This window comes from Sinorhizobium chiapasense, assembly GCF_045277575.1.
Lineage (GTDB): Bacteria > Pseudomonadota > Alphaproteobacteria > Rhizobiales > Rhizobiaceae > Ensifer > Ensifer chiapasense_A.
On the sequence record NZ_CP144205.1, the window covers coordinates 3699004 to 3725436 of the forward strand.

Here is a 26433-nt window from a genome sequence, read left to right on the forward strand (position 1 = left end):
AAAACCCGGGCGAACCCGGGCTTTTCGTCTGTTCGAAGGCGACTTAGGCCGAACGCTTCCGGTCGTCCTCGTCGTTGACTTCTTCGTAGTCGGCATCGACGACGTCGCCATCGCGGGCAGCGTCTGCTGCGGCATCCGCATGCGCCGCCTCAGCCTGCTGTGCTTCGTAGATCGCCTGGCCGAGCTTCATGGAAACTTCCATGAGCGTATTGGTCTTGGCCTTGATGTCTTCGGCGTCCGGCTCGGAGGCTTCGACGGCGGTCTTCAGCGCGGCAATCGCGTCGGAGATCGCCTTGCGGTCGGTTTCCGAAACCTTGTCGCCGTAATCCTTCAGCGACTTCTCGCTGGAGTGGATCAGGCTTTCGGCCTGGTTCTTGGCTTCGACACCTTCGCGGCGCTTCTTGTCGGACTCGGCATTGGCTTCGGCGTCCTTGACCATCTTCTCAATGTCGGCGTCGGAAAGACCGCCAGACGCCTGGATGCGGATCTGGTGTTCCTTGCCGGTGCCCTTGTCCTTGGCCGAAACCTGCACGATGCCGTTGGCGTCGATGTCGAAGGTGACTTCGATCTGCGGCATGCCGCGCGGTGCCGGCGGAATGCCAACGAGGTCGAACTGGCCGAGCAGCTTGTTGTCGGCGGCCATTTCGCGTTCACCCTGGGAGACGCGGATCGTCACGGCCGACTGGTTGTCGTCGGCGGTCGAGAAGGTCTGCGACTTCTTGGTCGGGATCGTCGTGTTGCGCTCGATCAGGCGGGTGAAGACGCCACCGAGGGTTTCAATGCCGAGCGACAGCGGGGTGACGTCGAGTAGCAGCACGTCCTTGACGTCGCCCTGCAGAACGCCGGCCTGGATGGCGGCGCCCATGGCGACCACTTCATCCGGGTTCACGCCCTTGTGCGGCTCCTTGCCGAACAGCTGCTTCACGGTTTCCTGAACCTTCGGCATGCGGCTCATGCCGCCGACGAGAACGACTTCGTCGATCTCGGCAGCCGAGACGCCGGCATCCTTGAGGGCCGCCTTGCACGGCGCGACGGTGCGCTGGATCAGGTCGTCGACGAGGCTTTCGAACTTGGCGCGCGACAGCTTCATCGTCAGGTGCTTCGGACCGGAAGCGTCAGCCGTGATGAACGGCAGGTTGATTTCGGTCTGCTGCGACGAGGACAGTTCGATCTTGGCCTTTTCGGCAGCTTCCTTCAGGCGCTGAAGGGCGAGCTTGTCGTTCTTCAGGTCGATGCCCTGTTCCTTCTTGAACTCGCCAGCGAGATACTCGACGAGACGCATGTCGAAGTCTTCACCGCCGAGGAAGGTGTCGCCGTTCGTCGACTTCACTTCGAAGACGCCGTCGCCGATTTCCAGGACCGAGATGTCGAAGGTACCACCGCCAAGGTCGTAAACGGCGATCGTCTTGCCGTCCTTCTTGTCGAGGCCATAGGCCAGCGCTGCCGCGGTCGGCTCGTTGATGATGCGCAGCACTTCAAGGCCAGCGATCTTGCCGGCATCCTTGGTTGCCTGGCGCTGGGCGTCGTTGAAGTAGGCCGGAACGGTGATGACGGCCTTTTCGACCTTTTCACCGAGATAAGATTCGGCCGTTTCCTTCATCTTCTGGAGGATCATGGCGGAGATCTGCGACGGCGAATAATCCTTGCCGTGCGCTTCGACCCAGGCATCGCCATTGTCGGCCTTGATGATCTTGTAAGGAACCATGCCCTTGTCTTTTTGCGTGGTCGGGTCCTGGAAGGTCCGGCCGATCAGGCGCTTGATCGCAAAAAGCGTATTTTCCGGATTGGTGACGGCCTGGCGCTTGGCCGGCTGGCCGACGAGACGTTCGCCGTCGTCGCTGAATGCCACCATCGAGGGGGTCGTGCGCGCACCCTCGGCGTTTTCGATCACCTTCGCATCTTTTCCGTCCATGACGGCGACGCAGGAGTTGGTCGTTCCCAGGTCAATACCAATAACTTTAGCCATGTCGTTCTCTCCTTGCAGCGGACTGTCGGAACCCGGTCAGGCATTCGTAAGACAGCCCCTAACGGGATGGTCTCTGGATTTCTTCGCAGCCGAGACTGCGCCGATGCGGCGTATATAAGGACCGGCGTTTCGGACTGCAAGGCATTCTGCGGGGCGTTTGGGGGCAAATGCAAGTGCGGGATTTGCCTAGCTGGAAATGGGCCATCCGCCGCCGGCGAGAAAGCCGCCAGTCACACGCTTGTGGCGCCGGTCGCGCGCCGGCTCAACCGCCGGTCAAAATGTCAAAGAGGGTCGTGCGGCGCGTGGCACCCGTCGCCTGGCCGACATCGGCCGGCGGTACGAGACCGCCATTGCTCTCGTCCGCGCTCTGGCCGCCCCATGCGCCGCCCTGGTCCACGGGACGCTGGCCGACCGCGACGGCGCCATCGACCCCAACGGGTGCTTCCGGAAACGCTTCCGGATCGCCCGAGACCAAGTCGCTGGCCGGTGCGCCCACGCTTTCATCGAAGACCGGCTGCACGCCGGTCGTGCCGAAGAGCGGCGAGGGCGAGAGGCCTTCGTGGGCCGCCATCATGAAATCGTGCCAGGCCTTGGCCGGCAGGCCGCCGCCGGTGACCTTCTTCATCGACTTGCCGTCGTCGTTGCCGAACCAGACGCCGGTCGTGAGGTTCGAGGTGTAGCCGACGAACAGCGCGTCACGGAAGGATTGCGTCGTGCCGGTCTTGCCGGCCGCCTCCCAGCCCTTGAGCTGCGCCTTCTTGCCGGTGCCTTTGGTCAGCACCCTGACCATCATCTGGTTCATTTCGCTGACGATTGCCGGGTCGAGCACGCGCGGCGGGTTGTCGTAGGTATTCTCGTAAAGCACCGTGCCGTCCGCTTTGGAGATGCGGCGGATGACATGCGGCGTCGCCTTGAAGCCGCCATTCATGAAGGGCGCATAGGCCGACGTCAGCTCGACGAGGCTGACTTCGGATGTGCCGAGCGCGATCGAGGCGTTGGCCTGCATCTCGGAATCGATGCCGAGGCGATGGGCGACCTTGACGACGTTCTGCGGCCCGACCTCCATCACCAATTGCGCGGCGATGGTGTTCAGCGAATTGGCGAGCGCATCGGCGAGCGTCACCTCGCCGCGATATTTCTGGTCGTAATTCTCTGGCGTCCAGTTGCCGATACGGACCGGACCGTCATTGCGGATCGACATCGGCGTGCGGCCGATTTCCATCGCGGCGGCATAAACGAACGGCTTGAAGGCCGAGCCCGGCTGCCGCTTCGCCCTGGAGGCGCGGTCGAACTGGCTCTCGGCATAGTCCTTGCCGCCGACGAGCGCCCGGATGGCGCCGGTGCCATCGATCGAGACGAGCGCCGCCTGCGAAGCGTCGAGCTTCTTGCCGTCGGCATCAAGCGTGGCGCCGATCACCTCCTCGGCCTTCTTTTCGAGGTCGAGGTCGATCGTCGTGTCGATGACGAGATCTTCCTTGATCTCGCCGATCATGCCGGGAAGCTGGTCCATCACCATGTCGGCGACATAGTGTTCGGCGCCCGACCAGTAGCTCTTCGCCTTGGTCGGTGTCTGCGACATCGCCGTCTTGATCTCGCTGTCGGTGACGTAGCCTTCCTCGCGCATGGCGCCGAGAACGACCTGGGCGCGCTCTTCCGCCGCCTTAGGGTCGCGGGCCGGCGATAGGCGGGAGGGGGCCTTGAGCAGGCCGGCCAGCAAGGCGGCCTCGCCGAGGTTCACGTCGCGCGCCGACTTGTTGAAGTAGCGCCGCGAGGCCGCTTCGACGCCATAGGCGTTGGAGCCGAAGAACACCCGGTTGAGATACATCGCCAGAATCTGGTCCTTGGAATATTTCTGCTCGAGCCAGAAGGCGAGCAGCACTTCCTGCACCTTGCGCTCGAGCGTGCGCTCCGGCGAAAGGAAGAGGTTCTTGGCAAGCTGCTGCGTCAGGGTCGAGCCGCCCTGCGCCATGCGGCCGGTGGTGAGGTTCGTCAGCATGGCGCGGGCGAGCCCCAGCGGATCGATGCCGAAATGCGAATAGAAGCGACGGTCCTCGATGGCGATGACGGCCTGGGGGATATAGGGCGACATGTTTTCGAGCGACAGCGCTTCGCCGCCGGTGGTGCCGCGATTGGCGATGACGTCGCCGCTGACCGCAAGGATCTTGACGTTCGGTGGCCGTTCGGGGATCGACCAGCTGTCGGCGCTCGGCATGCGCGCGCCGTAGTAGAGCACGAGGCCGCCGACGCCCATGGCGCCCCAGATGCCGAGCACGATGCACCAGTAGAAGAGCGTGCGGACAAGGCCGATGAAGCCGCCGCCGCCGGAGGAGCGCCGTGCGCTGCCGCGCTTGCCGGCTGCCTTCTTCTTGCCGTTGCCCTTCTTGCTGCTGCCCGACGATTTGCTGCGGGACGCCTTGCGGCTGCGGGTCACGCGATCGCTGGCCTCGACGCGAAAATCGTCATCGTCGTCCTCGTTTCCGCCGAACGATGGCTCGATCCGCTGTCCTGACCTGCCGTTTGTTGCCATGCCGTTTGGATTTGTCCCTCTGCCGTCCGCGGGGGCCGCTTGGCTCAACCGCGACGGTGACTTCGATCTCGACGGCGGTACCGGCACTCTGCGCCCATCCGCCACGGCGACCGGGTGAACTTTAAATACGGCAATTTAAGGGGGAGTTAAGAAGCGGAACGTGAAATACGCATGGTCTTCAACAACTTGCGTTCAGGCGGTGCGCCGGATCGTAGCGGTGACGCGCGCCCCCATTATGTTGACGCGCCAAATAGGGTCGCGGTTACTGGATCGAGGTACGCAGCGGCGTATCTTCGACTGCCACGCTCGGTCCCGCAGCATCGGGCGCGGTAAAGTCGTAGAGCCATTGGCTGTAGGGAAGCTGAAGCAGGACCCGTTTGCCCAGATGGTTTGTCGCCACTTCCTCGCAATCCTTCGCGGGATAGGCCTGCCGGCCGCACATGGCGCGCGGGCTGTCGACCAGGCGGTAGCCGTGTCCCTGATAAACGAGCGCTGTCATCGCCCTCAGCTTGAGGGAGCCCGGCGGCAGCACCACGAGGCGCAGGCTGGCAACCCAGGTCGCGAGGATCAGGACGACGATGATTGCGGTGGGGATCTGGAGCAACAATTTCATCTGAAATCCTGCAATTAATGAGAGTAAAATATACATTTAGCTTATTGAGAGTCGTATATCCGAAAAGCTGAAGGGAAAGTAAAAGGCCATCAAGGGTTGTAGTTTCCAGCCGGTTACCGCGCCAAGCTTGGCTTTCGAGCATCGGTCTTTAGCGCGGGAATCCGCGTCTCGGGCGCGGGTGAAGGAGTTCGAGATCGCACCAAGTGCGCTCGCCTTCACGATTTTGTGCAATGCAAAAATAATGACTTGAAATTGCTGCGATGCATGATTATTATATGACTTATCGAAGCGCTGCACCTCCTCCCGCGGCGCCCGATGCGGATCGGTGACACTCCTCCTCCCAGTCGCCGATCAAGTTCGAGAGCCCCGTGTACCTCCTCCCACACGGGGCTCTTTTCATGTCTCGAATGCAGTCGTGTTTCCCCGCATGTCGCATCTGTCGTGCGGCATGGGCGCCGCGGCGGGTTCTCGCGGGCATCGGCGTGGAGACGATTTAAGGAAACCGGCAGGCGGCGAATCCTGCTATGGCTTCGCCTTATTGTTGTGCTTGGCTATCGCACGACAAAGGAGGGTTGCCATGCAGCTTCGATCCACCGTCCTCGCGCTCGGCGCATTCGCAGCGATGAACGGCGAGGCCTTGGCGCAAGACGACGTCGCCTATATCGACGATCGCTCCGATGGGGCAACCCTCGTCCGCTCTCTCTACAACGCCATCAACCGCAAGGAATATGCCCGCGCCTACGGCTATTTCGGCGAATCGAAGCCCGTCGGCGGCTTCAAGTCCTTCACCCGCGGCTATGATCGCACCGTGTCGGTCGAGGTAAGGATCGGCAAGGTGAAGACCGAAGCCGGTGCCGGCAGCATCTATTCCGCCGTCCCGGTTGCGGTGAAATCCATCGAGAAGCGCGCACGGGTCCGGTTCTTCGCCGGCTGCTATGTTACGCGCATCATCAACCCCTCGCTGCAAGTGCCGCCCTTCACGCCCTACCAGATCGAGGCGGCGCGGCTTGAGGAAGTGAGGGGGCCGCTCGAGCAGGCGCTGCCGGCCGTCTGCAATGCGCCCTGAAGCACGGAAAGGCGTCCGTCCTCGCTAGGGAAGGTCGGCCCCTCCAGGGGGAGGGCGTTGTGCCACGAAGCGCGCCCGCTCGAAGACGAGGATCACCACCAACGCCAGGACGAAGGGGATGACCAGGTAGAGCAGGCGGAAGATCGCAAGGGCGGCGAGAACGTCAGCCGGATCCATCTCCGGCAGCGCGGCGATGAAGACCAGTTCGAGTACGCCGATCCCGCCCGGCGCATGCGAGAGCAGCGCCGCCGAAAACGAGGCGAGGAAGATGCCGAGGATGACGACATAACCCGGGTTTCCGGTTTCCGGCAGCGCGAAATAGATGATGCCGGCAGCGCCGATCAGTTCCACGGGCGCGATCACCAATTGCCGGAAGACGATCTTCGGCTTCGGGTAGTGAAGCTGGAACCAGCGCGTCCGGAACGATGGAAGCCCGACGAGGCTGCCGATGACATAGAGCCCGATGACGACGAGAATGAGCACGCCGGTCGTCAGCGACATTTCCACCGGCAGGAACTCGGCGAAGCGTTCGATGATGTCGGGCCGCACCAGGAGGACGATGGCGGAAAGCACCAGCGTGCCGAGCGTGAAGGTGAAGGAGCAGAAGGCGACGAGCACGCCGACTTCACCCGGAGAAAGCCCCTTGGAGCGATAGGCCCGGTAGCGCACGACGGCGCCGGAAAAGACCGATGCACCGAGATTGTGCGAAAGTGCGTAGGTCGTGAACGAGCAGAGCGTAATGAACCAGATCGAGATGCGGTGACCGAGATGGTCGAGCGCCAATCGGTCGTAGGCCGCAAGCGCCGCATAGGCGACCAGCGTCGAGGCGATCGCCAACAGCCAGCTCCTGAACGAAATGGCGTTGAAGCTCGCGATGAACTCGTCGAGCGAAAGGCCGCGAAGCTCGTGATAAAGAGCATTCACCGAAAAGAGGATCGCGAGAAGGCCGACAACGGGCCAGAAATAGGTTTGCAGCCTCTTCATACCGCTGCCGCGATTGGTGTGAGGACCTGGGCAAGGCGTTCTGAGGACGCTTCTGTTGCGGCTGCCGGAGTGGTTCTCCAAGCGGAGACATTCTGTTTTAGCCGCTTCGTCATAGCGTCACGTCCGCAGCGCGACGCTTCGGTCCTTACCCTTGCCAACGATCCGATTTCCCTTTGTGATTTGTTTCACAAAAAGGAAGCACCTGAGACCCCTGAGGTCAAGGATTGAGGGCCCGCCGAAAACGGAGAAACCGCCCGGAAACGGTGAAGGGGAAACGGTAAAACGCGGGCGGGACGGCAATCGAATAGCAACACGAGCGCATCGGCAGACGGATTGCCCGTGGGGGCTGCATCGTCGCGGGTGCGCAACCCTATCGATGAGGCCGCGGCGGGTCGTTTCGCCGCGGCCCTGGTTCAAGTCGGTTGAGCGGGTGCGGGCGGAAATCCGCGCACATTTGCGATCCCGCCCTGACCGTCTCAGGCTGCCAGCGCGTCCAGGATGCGGATCCAGGAACGAATGCCCTTGTGGTAGGACTGCAGCTCGTACTTCTCGTTCGGCGAATGGATGCGGTCGTCGGAAAGGCCGAAGCCGACCAGCAGCGATTCCATGCCGAGCATCTTCTGGAAGTCGCCGACGATCGGGATCGAGCCGCCCATGCCGATGATGACGGCCGGCTTCGGCCATTCGTCGGAAAGAGCCACCTTCGCCGTGTTGAGCAGCGGCGATTCGTAGGGCAGGTGGATGGCCGGCGAACCGCCATGGGCGTGGAACTCGACCGAGCAATCGGCCGGAACCTTGGAGCGGACATAGGCGCGGAACGCCTCGCGGATCTTTTCCGGGTTCTGGTTGCCGACGAGGCGGAAGGAAACCTTCGCCGAAGCCTCTGCCGCAATCACCGTCTTGAAGCCTTCGCCTGTATAGCCGCCGGTGATGCCATTGACTTCCGCCGTCGGGCGCGCCCAGGTCAGTTCCAGCACCGAGCGGTTCTTTTCGCCCGACGGGATCGCGAGGCCGATTTCGCCGAGGAATTTCTCCGCCGTCTGGCCGAGCGTTTCCCAGGCAGCCTTGATCTCAGCCGGGGTCTCTTCGACGCCTTCGTAGAAGCCGGGGAGTGTCACGCGGCTGTTCTCGTCGTGAAGGCCGGCGAGAATGGTGGTTAGGATGCGGATCGGGTTGGCGGCGGCACCGCCGAAGTAACCGGAATGCAGGTCGCGGTCGGCCGCCTTGATGATGACTTCTTCGCCAACGAGGCCGCGCAGGCCCGCGGAAATGGCCGGCGTCTCGCGGTCCCACATGCTGGTGTCGCAGACTAGCGCATAGTCGGCCTTGAGTTCGGCGGCATTGGCTTCGAGGAAGGGCTTCAGCGACGGCGAGCCGGATTCCTCTTCGCCTTCGAACAGAATGGTGACGCGGCAGGGCAGGCCGCCATGCACGTCCTTATAGGCGCGCACTGCCTCGACGAAGGTCAAGAGCTGGCCCTTGTCGTCAGCCGTGCCGCGGCCGGTGATCACCTTGCGGCCGGGTTCGATTTCCTTGATGCCCGGCTCGAAAGGATCCGTGTCCCAGAGATTGAGCGGGTCGACCGGCTGGACGTCGTAGTGGCCGTAGAACAGCACGTGCGGCGCATCCGGCTTGGAGCCATCGTGATGGGCGACGACCATGGGATGGCCGGGGGTGTCGCGCACCGAGGCGGTGAAGCCGAGGCTGTTGAGTTCCGCCACCAGCCATTCGGCTGCCTTGCGGCATTCCGCCTTGAAGGCCGGGTCGGTCGAGATCGACTTGATCCGAACGAGATCGAAAAGCCGGTCGAGGCTCTTCGGCAGGTTGGCGTCTGCGCGTTCGAGAACGGGGGTGATATCTGCCATCATGCATATCCTTGCTTCGTTTGGCCGGAACCTACTGCATGAATCGCCAAATCGAAATCGATTTGCGCACGAAATCACGCGGGCGACGTTCTCCTGCATGGTCTCCTTTAATCGACTTCGATTTAAGGACAAAGACATGCAGTAAATCAAACTTCTACAGCGACCGGCGGGCATTCGACGCTGCGCCTTCAGGCGCGCAAAGTCACCGGAGGCGCGCGCTCTGGTTTAGAGCCTAAGGCCATCCTCTTTAAGCCAAATATTTTGATGGATCGATCAGGGGCGGTGCGAGGCGTCAGGCGCGGCCGTCGCCGCGCGCCACGTTGGCAAGCGCCATGCGCATATATTCGAGCATCAGTTCGCGCTCGAAGTTTCTGAGGCCGGAGAGCAGCGACTGGTCGGCGGCAAGGGCTGCTTCCTTGGCCGCTGCCTCCATCTCCTTCGCCCGCTCGGTCAGGAAGATCTGCTGCGAGCGCTTGTCCTGCGGATGCTTGCGGCGGACGATGAGCCCGTCGCGCTCCATGCGGGAGAGCGTGTTGGCCATCGTCGCCTGTTCGATGTCGAGGCGATCAAGCAGTTGCTTCTGCGTCAGGCCTTCTTCGGCCCAAAGCTCCAGCAGAATGGGAAACTGTCCCGGCGCGAACCCGAGCTTCTGGCCGCGCTCGTGCAGGGCGCGCGAAAAGCTCTTCGCCAGCAGGCTGGCCAGATAGGTCGCAGATTCCATCCGATTGAAGGCCATGCCTATCGGTACGCTCGAAGCGCCCTGAAGACAAGTTACAATGCAGGCGATGAACCCTACTACATGTCTCCCTTAATTGACTTCGATTTGAGGACAAAGACATGCAGCAAATCAAAGTGCTGCAGCGACCTTTGCGCGCCTGGTAAGACACGCGCCGCTGTAGGGAAAGCCGGCACTCACCTTGAATTGAGCGGACTTGATCGCAGGCCCTGGCCGGAAAGACGCAGGCCGTGGCCGGAAAGCAAAAAACCGTCACGGCGCGGAGGCGGCGCCGTGACGGTTTCCTGAAAACGGGACAAAGGCCCGGAGAGGGGGATAAGGCCTTTGTCCTCATCTGGTGCGGGCGGGGGACAGGCCAATCACCAGAAGACGGCATCACTCGGTGCCGTTGGGTAAGATTTGAGGAGTCAAATGTGGCTTTTCAAGGATAGGCGGCACGAATCGGACATTACAAATACGTAACGTTTCCGTGAAAACGCGACGCTCTCTCGTCACCCCTTGCAAATGGCGAAATCCACTTCGCCGGTACAATTGCCGGTAGCGGCTCGATGCCTTGTTTTCGAGACGAGAATGTAGTGTTCGGCGGGAAAACCGCAATGGACCTTTGCCTCACCCCGCGCTATCCATTTGCCCATGAAAAACGGTGATCACCTCTTCCTCGTCGACGGCTCCGGATTCATCTTCCGGGCGTTCCACGCCATCCCGCCGCTCAACCGCAAATCCGATGGCCTCCCGGTCAACGCGGTATCGGGTTTCTGCAACATGCTGTGGAAGCTGCTCACCGACGCGCGCGACACGTCCGTCGGCGTCACGCCGACCCATTTCGCCGTCATCTTCGACTATTCCTCGAAGACGTTCCGCAACGCGCTTTACGATCAGTACAAGGCCAATCGGACTGCGCCGCCGGAAGATCTCATTCCGCAGTTCGGCCTGATCCGCCATGCGACCCGCGCCTTCAACCTGCCCTGCATCGAGAAGGAAGGTTATGAGGCGGACGACCTGATCGCCACCTATGCCAGGCTTGCCGAGCAGGCCGGTGCCGATGTTACCATCGTCTCCTCCGACAAGGACCTGATGCAGCTCGTGACACCGAACGTGTCGATGTACGACAGCATGAAGGACAAGCAGATCTCGATCCCCGAGGTCATCGAAAAGTGGGGCGTGCCGCCGGAGAAGATGATCGATCTCCAGGCGATGACCGGTGATTCCACCGACAACGTTCCCGGCATTCCCGGGATCGGTCCAAAGACGGCGGCGCAGCTGCTGGAAGAATTCGGCGAACTCGATACACTGCTTGCCCGCGCCGGCGAAATCAAGCAGGCCAAGCGCCGCGAAAACATCATCGCCAATGCCGATCTCGCGCGCCTGTCGCGCCAGCTCGTGGAGCTCAAGACCGACACGCCGCTCGATGTCCCGCTGGAAGAGCTGAGCCTGGAGCCGCAAAATGGGCCGAAGTTGATCGCCTTCCTTAAGGCGATGGAATTCAACACGCTGACGCGCCGCGTCGCGGCGGCGACGGGCACGGACGCGGACGCCGTCGAAGCTGCCAACGTGCCGGTCGAATGGGGTGCGGACGCGCGGGGGCCTGACCTTGACAAGGGCGAAGCGGCGGCCGTCAGCGAGGCGTCCGCCGCCAAGGCAGCCGCGCGAGGCGAGGCGGCCGAAGCGGCGGCTGTGCTGTCGCGCGCCGGCGAACCGGTCGCGACCGATGCCACACCGCAGGCGCTGGCCGCGGCGCGGGCGGAAGTCTTTGCCAAGGCGCCGTTCGATCACAGCGCCTATGTGACGATCCGCGATATCGCGGTTCTCGACCAGTGGATATCAGCCGCGCGGGAAGCGGGCGTCGTCGGTTTCGACACGGAAACGAACTCGCTTGATGCCATGCAGGCCGATCTCGTCGGCTTCTCGCTGGCGATCGCCGACCATCGGGCGGACCCCACGGGCACCGCCGTCCGGGCGGCCTATGTCCCGCTGATCCACAAGACCGGTATCGGCGACCTCCTGGGCGGCGGGCTTGCCGAAAACCAGATCCCGGTTGGGGAGGCGCTCAGCCGCTTGAAGCGCCTGCTCGAAGACCCATCGGTGCTCAAGGTCGCGCAGAACCTGAAATACGATTACCTGGTGATGAAGCGGCACGGCATCACGGTCGAGAGCTTCGACGACACGATGCTGATGTCCTATGTCGCCGATGCCGGCAACGGCACCCACGGCATGGACTCGCTCTCCGAGCGCTGGCTGAACCACAAGCCGATCGCCTACAAGGACATTACCGGTACCGGCAAGTCGTCGCTGACCTTCGACTTCGTCGACATCGACAAGGCAACGGCCTACGCGGCCGAGGATGCGGACGTCACGCTGAGGCTCTGGCACGTCCTGAAGGCGCGGCTGGCTGCCAAGGGGCTGACGCGCGTCTATGAGCGCCTGGAGCGACCGCTGGTCGCCGTGCTCGCACGCATGGAGGACCGCGGCATCACCATCGATCGCCAGATCCTGTCACGGCTTTCGGGCGAACTGGCGCAAGGGGCGGCAGCGCTGGAGGATGAGATCTACAAGCTCGCCGGCGAAACCTTCACCATCGGTTCACCGAAGCAGTTGGGTGATATCCTGTTCGGCAGGATGGGCTTTGCCGGCGGGTCGAAGACGAAGACCGGCCAATGGTCGACCTCGGCCCAGGTGCTGGAAGACCTGGCCGCCGAAGGGCATGAATTGCCGCGCAAGATCGTCGACTGGCGGCAGCTGACCAAGCTCAAATCGACCTACACCGATGCGCTGCCGGGCTTCGTTCATCCCGAGACGAAGCGTGTGCACACGTCCTATGCGCTTGCCGCGACGACGACCGGGCGCCTGTCGTCTTCGGATCCGAACCTGCAGAACATTCCGGTGCGCACGGCCGAGGGCCGCAAGATCCGCACGGCTTTCATCGCAACGCCGGGCCACAAGCTCGTCTCCGCCGACTATAGCCAGATCGAACTGCGCGTCCTCGCCCATGTCGCCGACATTCCGCAGCTCCGCCAGGCGTTCGCCGACGGCGTCGACATTCATGCGATGACGGCCTCGGAAATGTTCGGCGTGCCGGTTGAGGGCATGCCGGGCGAGATCCGTCGTCGCGCCAAGGCGATCAACTTCGGCATCATCTACGGCATCTCGGCCTTCGGCCTCGCCAACCAGCTGTCGATCGAACGCTCCGAGGCGAGCGATTACATCAAGCGCTACTTCGAGCGTTTCCCCGGCATTCGCGACTACATGGAAGGCACCAAGGCCTTTGCTCGCGAACACGGTTACGTCGAGACCATCTTCGGCCGCCGCGCGCATTATCCGGACATCCGCTCGTCGATCCCGTCGCATCGCGCCTTCAACGAACGCGCCGCGATCAACGCGCCGATCCAGGGCTCGGCGGCCGACATCATCCGCCGCGCCATGGTGAAGATGGAGCCGGCACTGACCGAGGCGAAACTTTCGGCCCGCATGCTGCTGCAGGTGCACGACGAACTGATCTTCGAGGTCGAGGACGCCGAGGTCGAAAGGACCATCCCGGTCGTCGTCTCGGTGATGGAAAACGCCGCCATGCCGGCGCTCGACATGAAGGTGCCGCTCAAGGTCGACGCACGGGCCGCGACCAACTGGGACGAGGCGCATTAATCCGTCGGCGCAGTGCCGGGTTTTCTGATGGAATCCTCTCAGGAAACCGCAAAAATCGCCTGCGATGAATCTTGCAGCGCCCGGGGGCATTTGAGGCTTTCGGGCGCCTTTCCATCAGGATGATAGAAAGCGCCGGCTGTCGCAGCCGGAACGATTGCCGGCGCGTTCAACTCCTCATAGGCAGCGGTTGGGAAGGGGCCTGAAGCCCCATCCGGAACGGCTGCAATCGGAGGAGATCATGGCGCCGAAGACCTTCATTCTTGTCCTGTCCTGCGACGATAAACCCGGCATTGTTGCGGCCGTCACCACCGAGCTCGCCGGCCTCGGCGCCAATATCGCCGAGAGCAACCAGTTCTGGGATACCAAGACCAACAGCTTCTTCATGCGCATCGCCTTTCAGGTTGCGGCGAGCGTTCAGGCAAGTGATGTCGAGCGGGCGTTGGCCCCGGCCGTCGAGCGTTTCCAGATGCGGACGGTCCTGGCCGACGCCACGGTGAAGCCGAAGATCCTCGTGCTCGTCTCCAGGTTCGATCATGCGCTCCTGCACCTGCTCTACCAGATCCGTGTCGGCTGGCTGAACGCGGAAGTCGTCGCCATCGTCTCCAACCACGAAGACAGCCGACGCACGGCGGAGACCGAAGGATTGCCTTATCACTGTTGGCCGGTATCGAAGGACAACAAGGCCGACCAGGAAGAGAGGCTCTTGCGCCTCGTGCAGGAGACTGGCGCCGATCTCGTCATCCTCGCCCGCTACATGCAGGTCCTCTCCGACAATCTGTCGAAGCGACTCTACGGCAAGGCGATCAACATCCACCATTCCTTCCTGCCGAGCTTCAAGGGCGCCAAGCCCTATCATCAGGCGCATGAGCGCGGGGTGAAGCTGATCGGTGCGACGGCGCATTACGTCACGCCCGACCTCGACGAAGGTCCGATCATCGAGCAGGAAACCGAACGCGTCAGCCATGCGCTGACGGCCGAGGACTTCGTCGCCACCGGCCGCGATATCGAAAGCCGCGTGCTCGCGCGTGCCGTCAAGCTGCATCTAGAGCGGCGCGTCATGCTCAATGGCCACAAGACCGTGGTGTTCAACTAATCAGCTAAGAAAGGCACCTGATTGGCCGGTGCCGAACGGGCGCCGGTCAAGGCTGTTACGGGTGTGCTGCAACGGCCGTGGCGGTGACCGCCGGCGCGCGGAAGCTGGCAAAGAGCCGGCTCAAGCCTTCGCGTCCCTCGGCCGTCAGATCGAAGCGGCGGCCGAAAAGCAGCCACTCGGTACAGAGCCCGAGCATCATCCAGTGCAGCGTTCTCGTCGCCGAAGCCGGCGTCCAGGTCTCGTGCATCTGCCCCTTGGCGAGGGCGCGGGAGAAAGCGAGTTCCAGGAGGACATTATGGCGCTCGTCGAGCTCTTTCTGGCGGGTCAGGACCTCGCTCATGTCGCCATCGTAATTGGTGCGCAGCATGATCGTGAGAATGCGCTGGCGCTGTTCGTCGGCGGCGAGAGCATCCAGCCAATCGCCCATGGCGCTTTCGAGGATGGAAAGAGTATCGGCGGCCTCCGCTTCGATTTCACGGGCGATCATGTCTTCCTGCGGCAGGGGCACGGCATCGTGCAGCGCGAGGAACAGGTCCGTCTTGTTGGCGAAGTGCCAGTAGATGGCACCACGTGTCACGCCCGCAGCCCTGGCGATTTCTTCGAGCGTCGTGTTCGAGACGCCCTTTTCGTAGAAGACCCGCTCGGCGGCGCAGAGGATCTTCTGCCGCGTTACTTCTGCGTCGGCTTTTGTTCGGCGCATTCATTCCTCCTCGTCAGACGGCCCGCCGACAGTGATGTGCAGCGGGCCGTCTCCTGCATGTTTCCTTAAATCGTATCCGATTTAAGGACAAAACATGCAGCATTTCCAAGTGCTACAGCGACCTTTGCGCGTCTGATAGACGCGCGGCGCTGTAGTGTCATTTTACTCGGCGGGTGTCGGGTTTTCTGCGGCTGCCGGTGTGTTTTCCACCTTCTTTCGTCCGAAGATCTTCGTGACGAACACGAAGAAGACCGGAACGAAGAAGATGGCAAGCACCGTTGCCGAGATCATCCCGCCCATGACGCCCGTGCCGATGGCGCGCTGGCTGCCGGAGCTGGCGCCGGTGGCGATCGCCAGCGGCAGAACGCCGAGCGTGAAGGCCAGCGACGTCATCAGGATCGGCCGGAAGCGAAGATGTGCCGCCTCCAGCGTCGCGTCGATCAGCGACTTGCCCTGCTCGCGCAGTTCCTTCGCGAACTCGATGATCAGGATCGCGTTCTTCGCCGAAAGGCCGATGATCGCGATCAGACCCACCTTGAAGTACACGTCGTTCGGCATGTCGCGCATGGTGACCGCCAGCACGGCGCCGATGACGCCAAGCGGAACGACCATGATCACCGCAACCGGGATCGACCAGCTCTCGTAGAGCGCCGCAAGGCACAGGAACACCAGGAGGCACGACAGCGCGATCAGGAGAGGCGCCTGGGTGCCGGACTGGATTTCCTGCAGCGACTGCCCCGTCCATTCGTAGCCGAAGCCGGCCGGAAGCTGCCCGGCGAGACGCTGCATCTCGGCGATCGCGTCACCGGACGAATAGCCGGGTGCCGCCTCGCCGCTGATGCGGACCGAGGGATAGCCGTTGTAGCCGATCGTCTGCGTCGACGCCTTGACCCATTCCACCGTCGCGAAGGCCGACAGCGGCACCATGCCGCCATTGGCGTTGCGGACGTTCAGGTTCAGCAGGTCGGCGGTCTGCATGCGCTGACCTTCGTCCGCCTGTACCGTCACGCGCTGCATGCGCCCGGCATTGGGGAAGTCGTTGACGTAGGACGAGCCGAGGTTGGTCGAGATCGTCGAGTTGATGTCGGCGAAGGTCACGCCGAAGGTGTTCGCCTTTTCGCGGTCGATGTTGACGCTGACCTGGGCCGCATCCGGCATACCCTCGAAGCGGACGCCGGCGAGCACCTTGCTTTGGGCCGCCATACCGAGAAGCTGGTCGCGCGCCTGCGACAGTGCCGCCTGGCCAAGGCCGCCGCGGTCCTGCAGGCGGAACGAGAAGCCGCCCGTGGTGCCGAGGCCCTGGATCGCCGGCGGCGATAGCGCGAAGCTGATCGCGTCCTTGATCTGGCTCATCGCCATCGTCGCACGCATGGCGATCGACTGCGCGGCGTTGTTGGCGTCACGTTCCTTCCAGTCCTTGAGCGTCACGAAGGCGAGCGCTGCGTTCTGGCCGGTGCCGAAGAAGGAGAAGCCGTTGATCGCGATGATGCGTTCGACAGACGGTTCCTGGCCGAAGATCTTCTCCGCCTGCTCCACTACCTCGGTCGTGCGGTTGCCCGTCGCTTCCGACGGTAGCTGCATCATGACGATCACGAAGCCCTGGTCTTCGTCCGGCAGGAACGATGACGGCAGCTTCATGAACAGCCAGCCGAGGCCGGCGAGCACCGCGACATAGACGATCATGTAGCGGCCGGTCCGGTGCACCAGGCGCTTCACGATGCCGCTATAGCCGTGCGAGGTCTTGTCGAAGCTGCGGTTGAACCAGCCGAAAAAGCCGCGCTTGGCGTGGTGGTGGCCCTTCGGCACCTGCTTCAGGAAGCTCGCGCAGAGTGCCGGCGTCAGCGACAGCGCAAGAAGCGCCGAGAACAGGATCGAGACGACCATCGTCAGCGAGAACTGGCGATAGATCACACCGACGGCACCCGGGAAGAAGGCCATCGGGATGAACACCGAAGCCAGTACCAGCGTGATGCCGATGACCGCGCCGGTGATCTGCCTCATTGCCTTGCGGGTCGCTTCCTTCGGCGTCAGCCCTTCCTCGGACATGATGCGCTCGACGTTTTCGACGACGATGATCGCATCGTCGACGAGGATACCGATCGCCAGCACCATGCCGAACATGGTCAGAACGTTGATCGAGAAGCCCATCGCCAGCATCACCGCGCAGGTGCCGAGCAGGGCCACCGGCACGACGAGCGTCGGGATGATGGTGTAGCGGATGTTCTGCAGGAACAGGAACATCACGATGAACACCAATGCCACCGCTTCGACGAGCGTCGAAAGCACCTTCTCGATCGAAACGGCGACGAAGGGCGAGGTGTCGTAGGGAACCGAATATTCGAGGCCCTGCGGGAAGAACTTCGCCAGTTCGTCCATGCGCGCCTTGATGGCGGCCGAGGTCGACATGGCGTTGCCGCTCGGCGAGAGCTGGACAGCGATCGCTGCCGAGGGCTTGCCGTTCAGCCGCGTCGAGAAGGCGTAGCTTTCGCCGCCGATCTCGATGCGGGCGACGTCGCGCAGCCGCACTGACGAACCGTCTGGATTGGCGCGAAGGACGATCGCGCCGAACTCTTCGGCGCTCTCAAGCTGGCCCTTGACGACGACGGGCGCGCTGATCTGCTGGGTGATCGGGTTCGGCTGTGCGCCGATCGAGCCGGAGGCGATCTGGGCGTTTTGCGCAGTGATCGCAGCCGTCACATCGGCGGCCGTCAGGTTGAGGCCCAGCATCTTGTCCGGATCGAGCCAGACGCGCATCGAGCGTTCGGTTGCGAAGAGCTGCGCGCGGCCGACGCCGGGTACACGCTGGATTTCGCTCAGAACGTTGCGGCTCAGATAGTCGCCGAGGCCGATGGCATCCATCGAACCGTCGGTCGAGGTCAGGGCCACGATCATAAGGAAGCCGGAGCCGGCCTCATCGACCTGGACGCCCTGGCGCTTGACCGAATCGGGCAGGCGCGGCTCGACGCGGCGAACGCGGTTCTGGATGTCGACCGCCGCCTGTCCCGGATCGGTGCCGGGTGCGAAGGTGGCGCTGATTTCGACCGAACCGGAGGCGCTCGAGGTCGATTCGAAGTAGAGCAGACCTTCGACGCCGTTGAGCTCGTCTTCGATCAGTCGGGTGACGCTCTGATAGGTGTCCTGCGACGAGGCGCCGGGGTAGCTCGTGTTGATGGAGATCTGCGGCGGCGCGACGTCGGGATATTGCGAAACCGGCAGAAGCGGGATCGCAATGACGCCGGCGACCATGATGAAGATCGCCACCACCCAGGCAAAAATAGGCCTGTCGATGAAAAAACTAGGCATCAATCAAACTCACTTTGTAACTTCGGCAGGCTTCTCGTCGGCAGATGCCGTCGTCTGCGCCGCTTCGGCGACAGGCTTGGCCTCCGGGTTCCAATCCGTCGGCTCGACCGGTGCGCCGGGGCCGATCTTCTGGAAGCCTTCGACGATGACCTTCTCGCCGGCCTTGAGGCCGGCGGTCACCTGCCAGCGGGTGCCGATCGTGCGGCCGAGCGTCACGTTGCGGAACTCGACCTTGTTGTCGGCGCCTACGACATAGACCTGCGACTGGCCGGCATTGTTGCGCTGGACGGCCTGCTGCGGAACGGTGATCGCGTCCTTCTCGACGCCCTGCTGCACCAGCACGCGGACATACATGCCCGGAAGCAGGTCGTTGTCGGGGTTCGGGAACTCACCGCGCAGCGTCACCTGGCCGGTCGTCGCATCGACGGCCGCTTCGGAGAACAGGAGCTTGCCCTTGTGCTCGTAGGCCGTGCCGTCGTCGAGCACGAGCTGCACTTCGGCTTCTTCGCCGTCGCCGCTCATCATCTTGCCGTCCTCGAGCGCCTTGCGCAGGCGAATGAGGTCGGTCGCCGACTGGGTGAAGTCGGCATAGAGCGGATCGAGCTGTTGGATCGTTGCGAGATTTTCCGAGCTGTTGGTGCTGACGAGGGCGCCTTCGGTGATCAGCGCACGGCCGATGCGGCCGCTGATCGGTGCCGTCACGTCGGCATATTGCAGGTCGAGCTTGGCTGCGGCGAGGCCGGCCTCGGCGATCGCGACATCGGCATCGGCGGTCGCGAGCAGGGCGGCCGCATCGTCGAACTGCTGCGCGGCGACGACATTCGCCTTCTTCAACTGTTCCTGGCGGTCGGCCTTCTGCTGAGCCTGGACGCGGATGGATTGGGCGCGCCGCAGCGTCGCCTCCGCCTTTTCGACCTGCACGCGGAAGGGAGCCGGATCGATGCGGTAGAGCACGTCACCCGCATTGACCTTGGAGCCCTGCTGGAAGACGCGCTCGACGACGATGCCGGAGACGCGCGGGCGGACCTCGGCGACTCGGGTCGCGGCGATGCGGCCGGGCAACTCGTTGGTGATCGGCAGGGTCTCGGCCTTGGTCGTGAAGACCGCGACGGCGGACGGTGGGAATGCGGCAGCGCCCTGTTGTGCTTCCTCTTTCTGGCAGCCGGAAAGAAGAATCACAGTTGCCAAGGCGGCGGCCAGTGTCGGTCGGTTCATGCGCATAGCGATGTCCATATTCGGTGACCGCAGGCAACAGGTGCATCTCGCAAGGTGCCCGTGCGGTCCGGATGTGAAGGGGAGCGGAACCGGTATCAGGTTCGGCAAATACCGGAAAGCTAATATACAAACACAAATGTATGTTAATTCGCGTTGCAGTGCAACAGCGTGTTGCGACAGGTCGGGTCAAAAAATAATTCAGCCGCCACAGGGGGTTAGTCCTGTAGCGGCTGATTTTCACGCAGCTGTGATGGGGCGCCGGCCCCAAGATGGATCAGGCGAGAATGCGGTCGTCGTTGCCGAAACGATGCATGCTGCCGACCATCGGCGTCGCATAGACGATGTCGTCAGGTGCATAGCGATGCTCGCCGAAGAGGCGAACGGTGATGGTGCCGGCCTGTTCGGAATCGATGTAGACGATCGTGTCGGCGCCGAGGTGCTCGACGTGGATCACCTTGCCCTTCCAGTCGCCGCTCTCGCGCGAAAGCGCCATGTGCTCAGGCCGGATGCCGACCGTCTTGGCGCCGGCGTCGCCGAGCCGCGCGCCCTCGATGAAGTTCATCTGCGGCGAGCCGATGAAGCCGGCGACGAAGACGTTGGCGGGGCGGTTGTAGAGATCCATCGGCGAGCCGATCTGCTCGATCTTGCCGGCGTTCAAGACGACGATCTTGTCGGCGAGCGTCATCGCCTCCACCTGATCGTGGGTCACGTAGATCATCGTTGCCTTGAGGCTGCGATGCAGCCTTGCGATCTCGAGACGGGTGTTGACGCGCAGTGCCGCATCGAGGTTGGACAGCGGCTCGTCGAACAGGAAGAGCTTCGGTTCGCGCACGATCGCGCGGCCGATCGCGACGCGCTGGCGCTGGCCGCCTGAAAGCTCGGCCGGGCGCCGGGCAAGATAGGGGTCCAGAGACAGCATGCTCGCCGCTTTGCCAACCTTGTTGTCGATCTCAGCCTTCGGAGCGCCGGCCTGCTTCAGGCCGAGCCCCATATTGTCCTTCACCGTCAGGTGCGGATAGAGCGCATAGGACTGGAACACCATGGCGATGCCGCGTTTGGCCGGTGCCACGTGTCCGACTTCGGTGCCGTCGATCTGGACGCTGCCGGAGGTCGCGTCTTCGAGACCGGCAATGGTGCGCAGCAAGGTCGACTTGCCGCAGCCGGACGGGCCGACGAAGATGACGAACTCGCCGTCCTTCACCTCGAGGTCGATGCCCTTCAGCACCTCATGGCTACCATAGGCCTTGCGGATGGATTTGAGTTGAAGCGATCCCACCTGGTTGCCCCCTTAGAGTTTGACTGGTCTGCCGGTGCGTACGCTTTCATCTGCGGCGAGGCAGATGCGCAGCGACTGGACGGCGTCGTTCATGTGACGGTCGAGGTCGATGTCCTCGCGAATGGCCTTCAGCACATAGGCCTGCTCGCGGTCGCAGAGTTCCTGGTGGCCGGGCTCGCCGTCCATCTTCAGGTCCTTGTCAGCCCTGAGGAACCGCCCGTCCGGGCCGGTTTCGGCGCTGTGCAGGCGGATCACCGCGGTCTTGGTATGCATGTCGATGTCGTCGGACTTCGCATTCTGGTCCATGACGATCGACACCGATCCGTTCGGCGACATCACGTCCTTCACGAAGAAGGCCGTTTCCGAGATCATCGGGCCCCAGCCGGCCTCGTACCAGCCGGCCGAACCGTCCTCGAAGATCACCTGCAAGTGTCCATAGTTGTACATGTCGGGTGCGATCTCGTCGGAGAGGCGCAGGCCCATGCCACGGACTTCCACCGGTTTGGCGTCGGTGATCTGGCACATGACGTCGACATAGTGCACGCCGCAATCGACAATCGGCGACGTCGTCTTCATCAGCGCCTTGTGCGTCTCCCAGGTCGGGCCGCTCGACTGCTGATTCAGGTTCATGCGGAAGACGTAGGGGCCGCCGAGCTTGCGCGCTTCGGCAATCAGCCGGATCCACGAGGGGTGATGGCGCAGGATGTAGCCGATCACCAGCTTGCGGCCGTGCTTCTTCGCAGCCGCGACGACGCGCTCGGCATCGGCAACCGTGGTTGCAAGCGGCTTCTCGACGAAGACGTCGGCACCGGCTTCGAAGGCCATGACCGCAAAATCGGCATGGCTGTCGGAATAGGTGCAGATCGAGCAGAGATCCGGTTTCAGCTCGGCAAGCGCCGTCTTGAAATCCGGATGGATCTCATAGCCGCGGAGCTCCTCCGGCAGCGGCACCTTCGAGCGGTTGACGAGGCCGACGATCTCGAAGCCGGGATTGTTGTGATAGGCGAGCGCGTGGCTGCGCCCCATGTTGCCGAGTCCTGCGACGAGGACCCGGACCGGTTTGCTGCTTGCACTCACTTGACTGCTCCTGCCGTGATGCCGCGGATCAGTTGCCGCGAGAAGATGACGTAGAGAACGAGGACCGGAAGGATGGCGAGCGAGAGCGCGGCCAGCACTGCGTTCCAGTTGGTGACGAACTGGCCGATGAAGATCTGCGAGCCGAGCGTCACCGTCTTGGTCGCTTCCGCCGGTGCCAGGATCAGCGGGAACCAGAGGTCGTTCCAGATCGGGATCATCGTGAAGACTGCAACCGTCGCCATGGCCGGTCTGACCAGCGGCAGCACCAGGCGGAAGAAGATCGAGTATTCCGACAGTCCGTCGATGCGCCCGGCGTTCTTGAGATCGTCCGAAACCGTTCGCATGAACTCCGAGAGTATGAAGATCGCGAGCGGCAAGCCTTGCGCCGTATAGACCAGGATCAGCGCTGTCAGCGTGTTGACCAGGTTGGCGGCGACCATGCCCTGGAGAATGGCGACGGTGCCGAGCCGGATCGGGATCATGATGCCGATCGCCAGATAGAGGCCCATCACCGTATTGCCGCGGAAGCGATACTCCGACAGTGCGAAGGCGGCCATCGCGCCGAAGAGCAGCACCAGCGCGATCGAGACGATCGTGACGATGAAGCTGTTCTGGAAATAGGTGGCGAAATCCCCCTGGCCGAGGACGGTTTCATATCCGATCAGGCTGAAGGTCTGCGGCGTCGGGATCGTCAACGGCGCCCGGAAGATCGCGTTGCGATCCTTGAACGAGTTGATGATCGTCAGGAACACCGGGAACAGCGACACGAGCGTGTAGGCGATCAGCGCCACATGCACGAAGCCGGTGCGGAAGATGGAATTGCGTGCTTTCGACATCTCCGATCTCCTCAGAACTGGTAGCGGCGCATGCGGCGCTGGATGACGAAGAGGTAGAGCGAGACGCCGGCGAGGATGATCAGGAACATCACCGTGGCGATCGTCGCGCCCATGGAGCGGTCACCGAGCTGGAGCTGGAAACCGAAGAAGGTGCGGTAGAGCAGCGTGCCGAGGATGTCGGTCGAACCATCGGGACCGGCAAGCGCACCCTGGACCGTGTAGACCAGGTCGAAGGCGTTGAAGTTGCCGACGAAGGTCAGGATCGAGATGATGCCGATGGCCGGCAGGATCAGCGGCAGCTTGATCTTCCAGAACTGGCTCCAGCCGGTGACGCCGTCGCATTCGGCGGCCTCGATCACCTCATCCGGAATGTTGAGCAGGGCCGCGTAGATCAGCATCATCGGGATGCCGACATACTGCCAGACCGAGATCAGCGACACGGCGATGAGCGCCGAACCGGGCTTGCCGAGCCAGGGCGCAAACAGCGACTTCAGGCCGACCAGATCGAGCATCCAGGGCGACACGCCCCAGATCGGCGACAGGATCAGCTTCCAGATGAAGCCGACGATGACGAAGGACAAGAGCGTCGGCAGGAAGATTGCCGTGCGGTAGAAGGTGACGAAGCGCAGCTTCGGGATCGACAGCATCGCGGCGAGCGCGACACCGATCGGGTTCTGGACGCACATGTGGATGATGAAGAAGATGACGTTGTTCTTCAGCGCGTTCCAGAAGTCGTGGGCCCAGCGCTCGTCGCCGAACAATGTCTGGAAGTTGGCGAGCCCGACGAAGGCCGGCTGTCCGTCCACCGTGTTGAACAGCGAGAGCCGGAGCGTTTCGATCAGCGGCAGGATCATGACCGCCGAGTAGATCAGGAAGGCCGGCAGCAGGAAAACGAGGATGTGCCAGCGCTTCGGCCGCCTTGCGGTCGGCTGTCCGTCTTGCACTGAAAGAGCGTCACTCATTGGTCCATCCGTTTCTAGAAGACCGGTCCCCAGACAATCACGATGCGCACCGACGCCACACGGCCGGTCTCGCCGTGTGCCATCTGCCCGTTTTGGGCTTCATGACGAAGGTTAAGTCTATCGCGTTCTTTTGCAAACGACTGCGTCGGTGGCCTCCCAAGAAGGGAGGCCTGTGACGCTTCGGCTGGGGGAGTGCCTCATACGGCATGCCGCCCCGCCCGGCCTTGCTGCAAATGTCCCAAGGACAAACATGCAGCATTCAAAGTGCTACGGCGACCATTCTGCGTCCGGAAGGACACGGGGGGCGTGCCGTAGGGCCGACCCTCCCCCGAAGGGGAGGGAACCTGTTGCGCTTACGTCTTACTTCGCCGGCTTGTACCAGCCGTCGAGGCCCTTCTGCAGCTTCTCGGCAGCAACCTCCGGCGTATCCGTGCCGTTGATCACGTTGGCCGATTCAACCCAGGTTTCGTTTTCCAGGTTCGGCGTGCCGCGCGACAGGATCTGGTAGGTCGAGCGGATCGTCGGCTTGCACTTTTCACGCCAGGAGACGAATTCCTGGGCGAGCGGATCGGCCATCTTCACCGGGGTCGAATTCAGGCTGAAGAAACCCGGGAGCGCATTGGCGTAGATCTCGGCGAACTCCGGCGAAGCGACCCAGGTCAGGAAGGTCTTGGCCTGTTCCGCATGGGCGCTCTTGGCATTGAGGCCGATGCCGATGTCGTTGTGGTCCGAGATGTAGCAGGTGTCGCCGGCGTTTTTGACCGGCGGCGGGAAGGCGCCCATCTTGAACTGTGCCTGGGTGTTGAACAGGCCGATCTCCCAGGAGCCGGCCGGATAGATCGCGGCACGGCCGAGCGTGAAGAGGTTCTGGCTGTCCGGATAGGTCTGGGCTTCGAAGCCGTCGCCGAGATAGTCCTTCCACTTGGCAAGGACGCGGTAGGGCTCGACCCACGGTTCGTCGGTCAGCTTCTGTTCGCCCTTGATCAGGGCAGCACGGCCCTCTTCACCCTTCCAATAGGTCGGGCCGATGTTCTGGTAGCCCATGGTTGCGGCTTCCCAGAGGTCCTTGGTGCCCATCGCCATCGGAATGTAGTTGCCGTCGGCCTTGATCTTGTCGAGTGCGGCGAAGAATTCGGCCTCGGTCGTCGGGACCTGGATGCCGAGCTGGTCGAAAGCGTCCTTGTTGTAGATGAAGCCGTGGATGACCGAAGCCATCGGCACGCAGAAGGTCGTCTTGCCGTCGTCGGTGGTCCAGGCGGACCTAGCGACCGGGGAGAAGTTCTCCATGCCCGGCAGCGCGGTCAGGTCGGTCAGGTGCTTCTTGTTGAAGAGCTCGAGTGAGGCGTCGAACGGGCGGCAGGTGATGAGATCGCCCGCAGAGCCGGCGTCGAGCTTGGCGTTCAGCGCCGCGTTGTATTCGGTCGGCGCCGTCGGGGCGAACTTGATCTTGATGCCCGGGTTCTTCGCTTCGAAGGCCGGGATCAGCTTTTCCTGCCAGATCGCCAGGTCGTCGTTGCGCCAGCTTTCGATCGTCAGCGTCACGTCCTCGGCGTGCGCCAGGCCGGCCGTGCCGAGAATGCTCGAAGCGAGCAGCAGGCCTTTGATTGTTGTACGGGTCATGCAGGTTCTCCCTCTTTATAGGCGCCACTTCGGCGCGGTTCAGATCCCAGAGTTCATTTAGGCCGAGACGATGTCGATCGCCCGGCGCAGGTTCTGTTTGGCCTCTTTCAGCGCGGCGTCGGCAGCCGCCACGTCCTTCGCGCCCGAGGCGAGAAGGATCGCGACCTTGACCGAGCCCGAGGCCATGTTGATCAGCCGGCCGGCTTCGGCGGCGCTGACGCCGGTGATGTCGGTGACGATGCGGATGGCGCGGCCGTGCAGCTTGATATTGTCGGCGCGCAGGTTGACCATATGGCCGTCGAGCACGTGGCCGAGATGGATGCCGACCAGCGTCGAGAACATGTTGAAGGCGATCTTCTGTGCCGTGCCGGCGCCCATGCGGGTCGAGCCGGAGACCACTTCCGGCGGCGTTTGCAGGAGGATCGAGACGTCGGCATCCCTAAAGAGCGCGGCACCCGGATTGTTTGCGACGGCGATCACCTTCGCGCCGCGCTTACGGGCCTCGTCGGCGGCGGCAAGCGCATAAGGGGTGGAGCCGCTGGCGGAAACGGAAACGAGACAGTCGCCCGCACCGATGCCGGCCTTGCGCACGTCCTCGCGGGCAAGGTCCATATCGTCTTCATAGCCGCCGGCAAGATCACTGAGGCTGGCAGAACCGCCGGCAAGCAGGATGACGATCTGCTCCTGGGCAATGCCGTAGGTGCCGGGCAGCTCGAGCGCATCGGCCATCGCCATCAGGCCGGAACTGCCGGCGCCGGCATAGGCGAGGCGGTGGCCCGAAGAAAGTGCTTCGGCGGCGATGGAGGCAGCGGCAGAGATCGACTCGATGGCCGCATCGACGCTCTTGGCGGCCGCCTGTTGGCCGGATGCGAGCAGCCGCAGCGCCAGCGCCGGATGCATGAGATCCAGGCCCTTGGCGTTGTCGTGACGCTCTTCGGTCTTTGCTGGCGGCATG

The 26433-nt window shown here is 62.9% G+C and carries 18 protein-coding genes; 3 read left to right on the forward strand and 15 right to left on the reverse strand.

Annotated elements, in window-relative coordinates; translation table 11 throughout:
- Positions 1 to 43: 43 nt before the first annotated feature.
- The 3 genes from dnaK to QM996_RS17730 all read right to left on the reverse strand — a co-directional run bounded on the left by dnaK (position 44) and on the right by QM996_RS17730 (position 5106).
- Positions 44 to 1966, reverse strand: coding sequence for an Hsp70 family protein (dnaK, locus tag QM996_RS17720; RefSeq protein ID WP_500268548.1), 1923 nt, complete (start codon positions 1964 to 1966; stop codon positions 44 to 46).
- Positions 1967 to 2228: 262 nt separating this feature from the next.
- The gene (locus QM996_RS17725; protein WP_500268549.1) at positions 2229 to 4493 is read right to left on the reverse strand and encodes a transglycosylase domain-containing protein; all 2265 of its coding nucleotides are present in this window, start codon (positions 4491 to 4493) and stop codon (positions 2229 to 2231) included.
- Positions 4494 to 4755: 262 nt separating this feature from the next.
- Positions 4756 to 5106 carry a hypothetical protein gene (locus tag QM996_RS17730; protein ID WP_500268550.1) on the reverse strand — a complete coding sequence of 117 codons (351 nt, stop codon included), beginning with the start codon at positions 5104 to 5106 and terminating at the stop codon, positions 4756 to 4758.
- A gap of 577 nt (positions 5107 to 5683) precedes the next feature.
- On the opposite strand from QM996_RS17730, the gene QM996_RS17735 reads away from it, so the two are divergent.
- Positions 5684 to 6172: a hypothetical protein gene (locus QM996_RS17735; RefSeq protein ID WP_500268551.1), complete on the forward strand. Its 489-nt coding sequence runs from the start codon at positions 5684 to 5686 to the stop codon at positions 6170 to 6172.
- A gap of 24 nt (positions 6173 to 6196) precedes the next feature.
- Here QM996_RS17735 and QM996_RS17740 read toward each other — a convergent pair whose 3' ends face one another.
- The 3 genes from QM996_RS17740 to QM996_RS17750 form a co-directional block, all read right to left on the reverse strand.
- On the reverse strand, positions 6197 to 7156 hold the full coding sequence (locus QM996_RS17740) for a lysylphosphatidylglycerol synthase transmembrane domain-containing protein (RefSeq protein WP_500268552.1): 960 nt from the start codon (positions 7154 to 7156) through the stop codon (positions 6197 to 6199).
- Positions 7157 to 7632: 476 nt separating this feature from the next.
- Complete coding sequence (locus QM996_RS17745) at positions 7633 to 9024, reverse strand: M20/M25/M40 family metallo-hydrolase (RefSeq protein WP_500268553.1); 1392 nt, start codon at positions 9022 to 9024, stop codon at positions 7633 to 7635.
- Positions 9025 to 9313: 289 nt separating this feature from the next.
- Positions 9314 to 9757 carry a MarR family winged helix-turn-helix transcriptional regulator gene (locus QM996_RS17750; RefSeq protein WP_483500753.1) on the reverse strand — a complete coding sequence of 148 codons (444 nt, stop codon included), beginning with the start codon at positions 9755 to 9757 and terminating at the stop codon, positions 9314 to 9316.
- A gap of 633 nt (positions 9758 to 10390) precedes the next feature.
- Here QM996_RS17750 and polA point away from each other — a divergent pair.
- Both polA and purU read left to right on the forward strand, forming a co-directional pair.
- Positions 10391 to 13396, forward strand: coding sequence for a DNA polymerase I (polA, locus tag QM996_RS17755; RefSeq protein WP_500268554.1), 3006 nt, complete (start codon positions 10391 to 10393; stop codon positions 13394 to 13396).
- Positions 13397 to 13634: 238 nt separating this feature from the next.
- Entirely contained in the window at positions 13635 to 14489 is an 855-nt protein-coding gene (gene purU, locus QM996_RS17760; protein WP_500268555.1) for a formyltetrahydrofolate deformylase, read from the forward strand.
- 55 nt (positions 14490 to 14544) lie between these two features.
- On the opposite strand, the gene QM996_RS17765 is transcribed toward purU, so the two are convergent.
- From QM996_RS17765 to QM996_RS17805, 9 genes are all read right to left on the reverse strand, one after another.
- A complete protein-coding gene (locus tag QM996_RS17765) occupies positions 14545 to 15189 on the reverse strand; it encodes a TetR family transcriptional regulator (protein ID WP_500268556.1) in 645 nt (214 codons plus the stop codon).
- A gap of 162 nt (positions 15190 to 15351) precedes the next feature.
- Positions 15352 to 18492 (reverse strand): efflux RND transporter permease subunit, encoded by a 3141-nt coding sequence (locus QM996_RS17770; protein WP_500268557.1) that lies wholly within the window; start codon positions 18490 to 18492, stop codon positions 15352 to 15354.
- A 9-nt stretch (positions 18493 to 18501) separates the two neighbouring features.
- Positions 18502 to 19713: an efflux RND transporter periplasmic adaptor subunit gene (locus QM996_RS17775; RefSeq protein WP_500268558.1), complete on the reverse strand. Its 1212-nt coding sequence runs from the start codon at positions 19711 to 19713 to the stop codon at positions 18502 to 18504.
- A 268-nt stretch (positions 19714 to 19981) separates the two neighbouring features.
- Positions 19982 to 20983 (reverse strand): ABC transporter ATP-binding protein, encoded by a 1002-nt coding sequence (locus tag QM996_RS17780; RefSeq protein ID WP_500268559.1) that lies wholly within the window; start codon positions 20981 to 20983, stop codon positions 19982 to 19984.
- Between the two features lie 12 nt (positions 20984 to 20995).
- Positions 20996 to 22060: a Gfo/Idh/MocA family protein gene (locus QM996_RS17785; RefSeq protein WP_500268560.1), complete on the reverse strand. Its 1065-nt coding sequence runs from the start codon at positions 22058 to 22060 to the stop codon at positions 20996 to 20998.
- The gene (locus QM996_RS17790; RefSeq protein WP_500268561.1) at positions 22057 to 22896 is read right to left on the reverse strand and encodes a carbohydrate ABC transporter permease; all 840 of its coding nucleotides are present in this window, start codon (positions 22894 to 22896) and stop codon (positions 22057 to 22059) included. Before QM996_RS17790 ends, QM996_RS17785 begins: the two co-directional genes overlap by 4 nt.
- 11 nt (positions 22897 to 22907) lie before the next feature.
- On the reverse strand, positions 22908 to 23858 hold the full coding sequence (locus QM996_RS17795) for a carbohydrate ABC transporter permease (RefSeq protein WP_429810678.1): 951 nt from the start codon (positions 23856 to 23858) through the stop codon (positions 22908 to 22910).
- Positions 23859 to 24218: 360 nt separating this feature from the next.
- Positions 24219 to 25478, reverse strand: coding sequence for an ABC transporter substrate-binding protein (locus QM996_RS17800; protein ID WP_500268562.1), 1260 nt, complete (start codon positions 25476 to 25478; stop codon positions 24219 to 24221).
- A 57-nt stretch (positions 25479 to 25535) separates the two neighbouring features.
- Positions 25536 to 26432 (reverse strand): N-acetylmuramic acid 6-phosphate etherase, encoded by an 897-nt coding sequence (locus QM996_RS17805; RefSeq protein ID WP_500268563.1) that lies wholly within the window; start codon positions 26430 to 26432, stop codon positions 25536 to 25538.
- Position 26433: the final 1 nt, after the last annotated feature.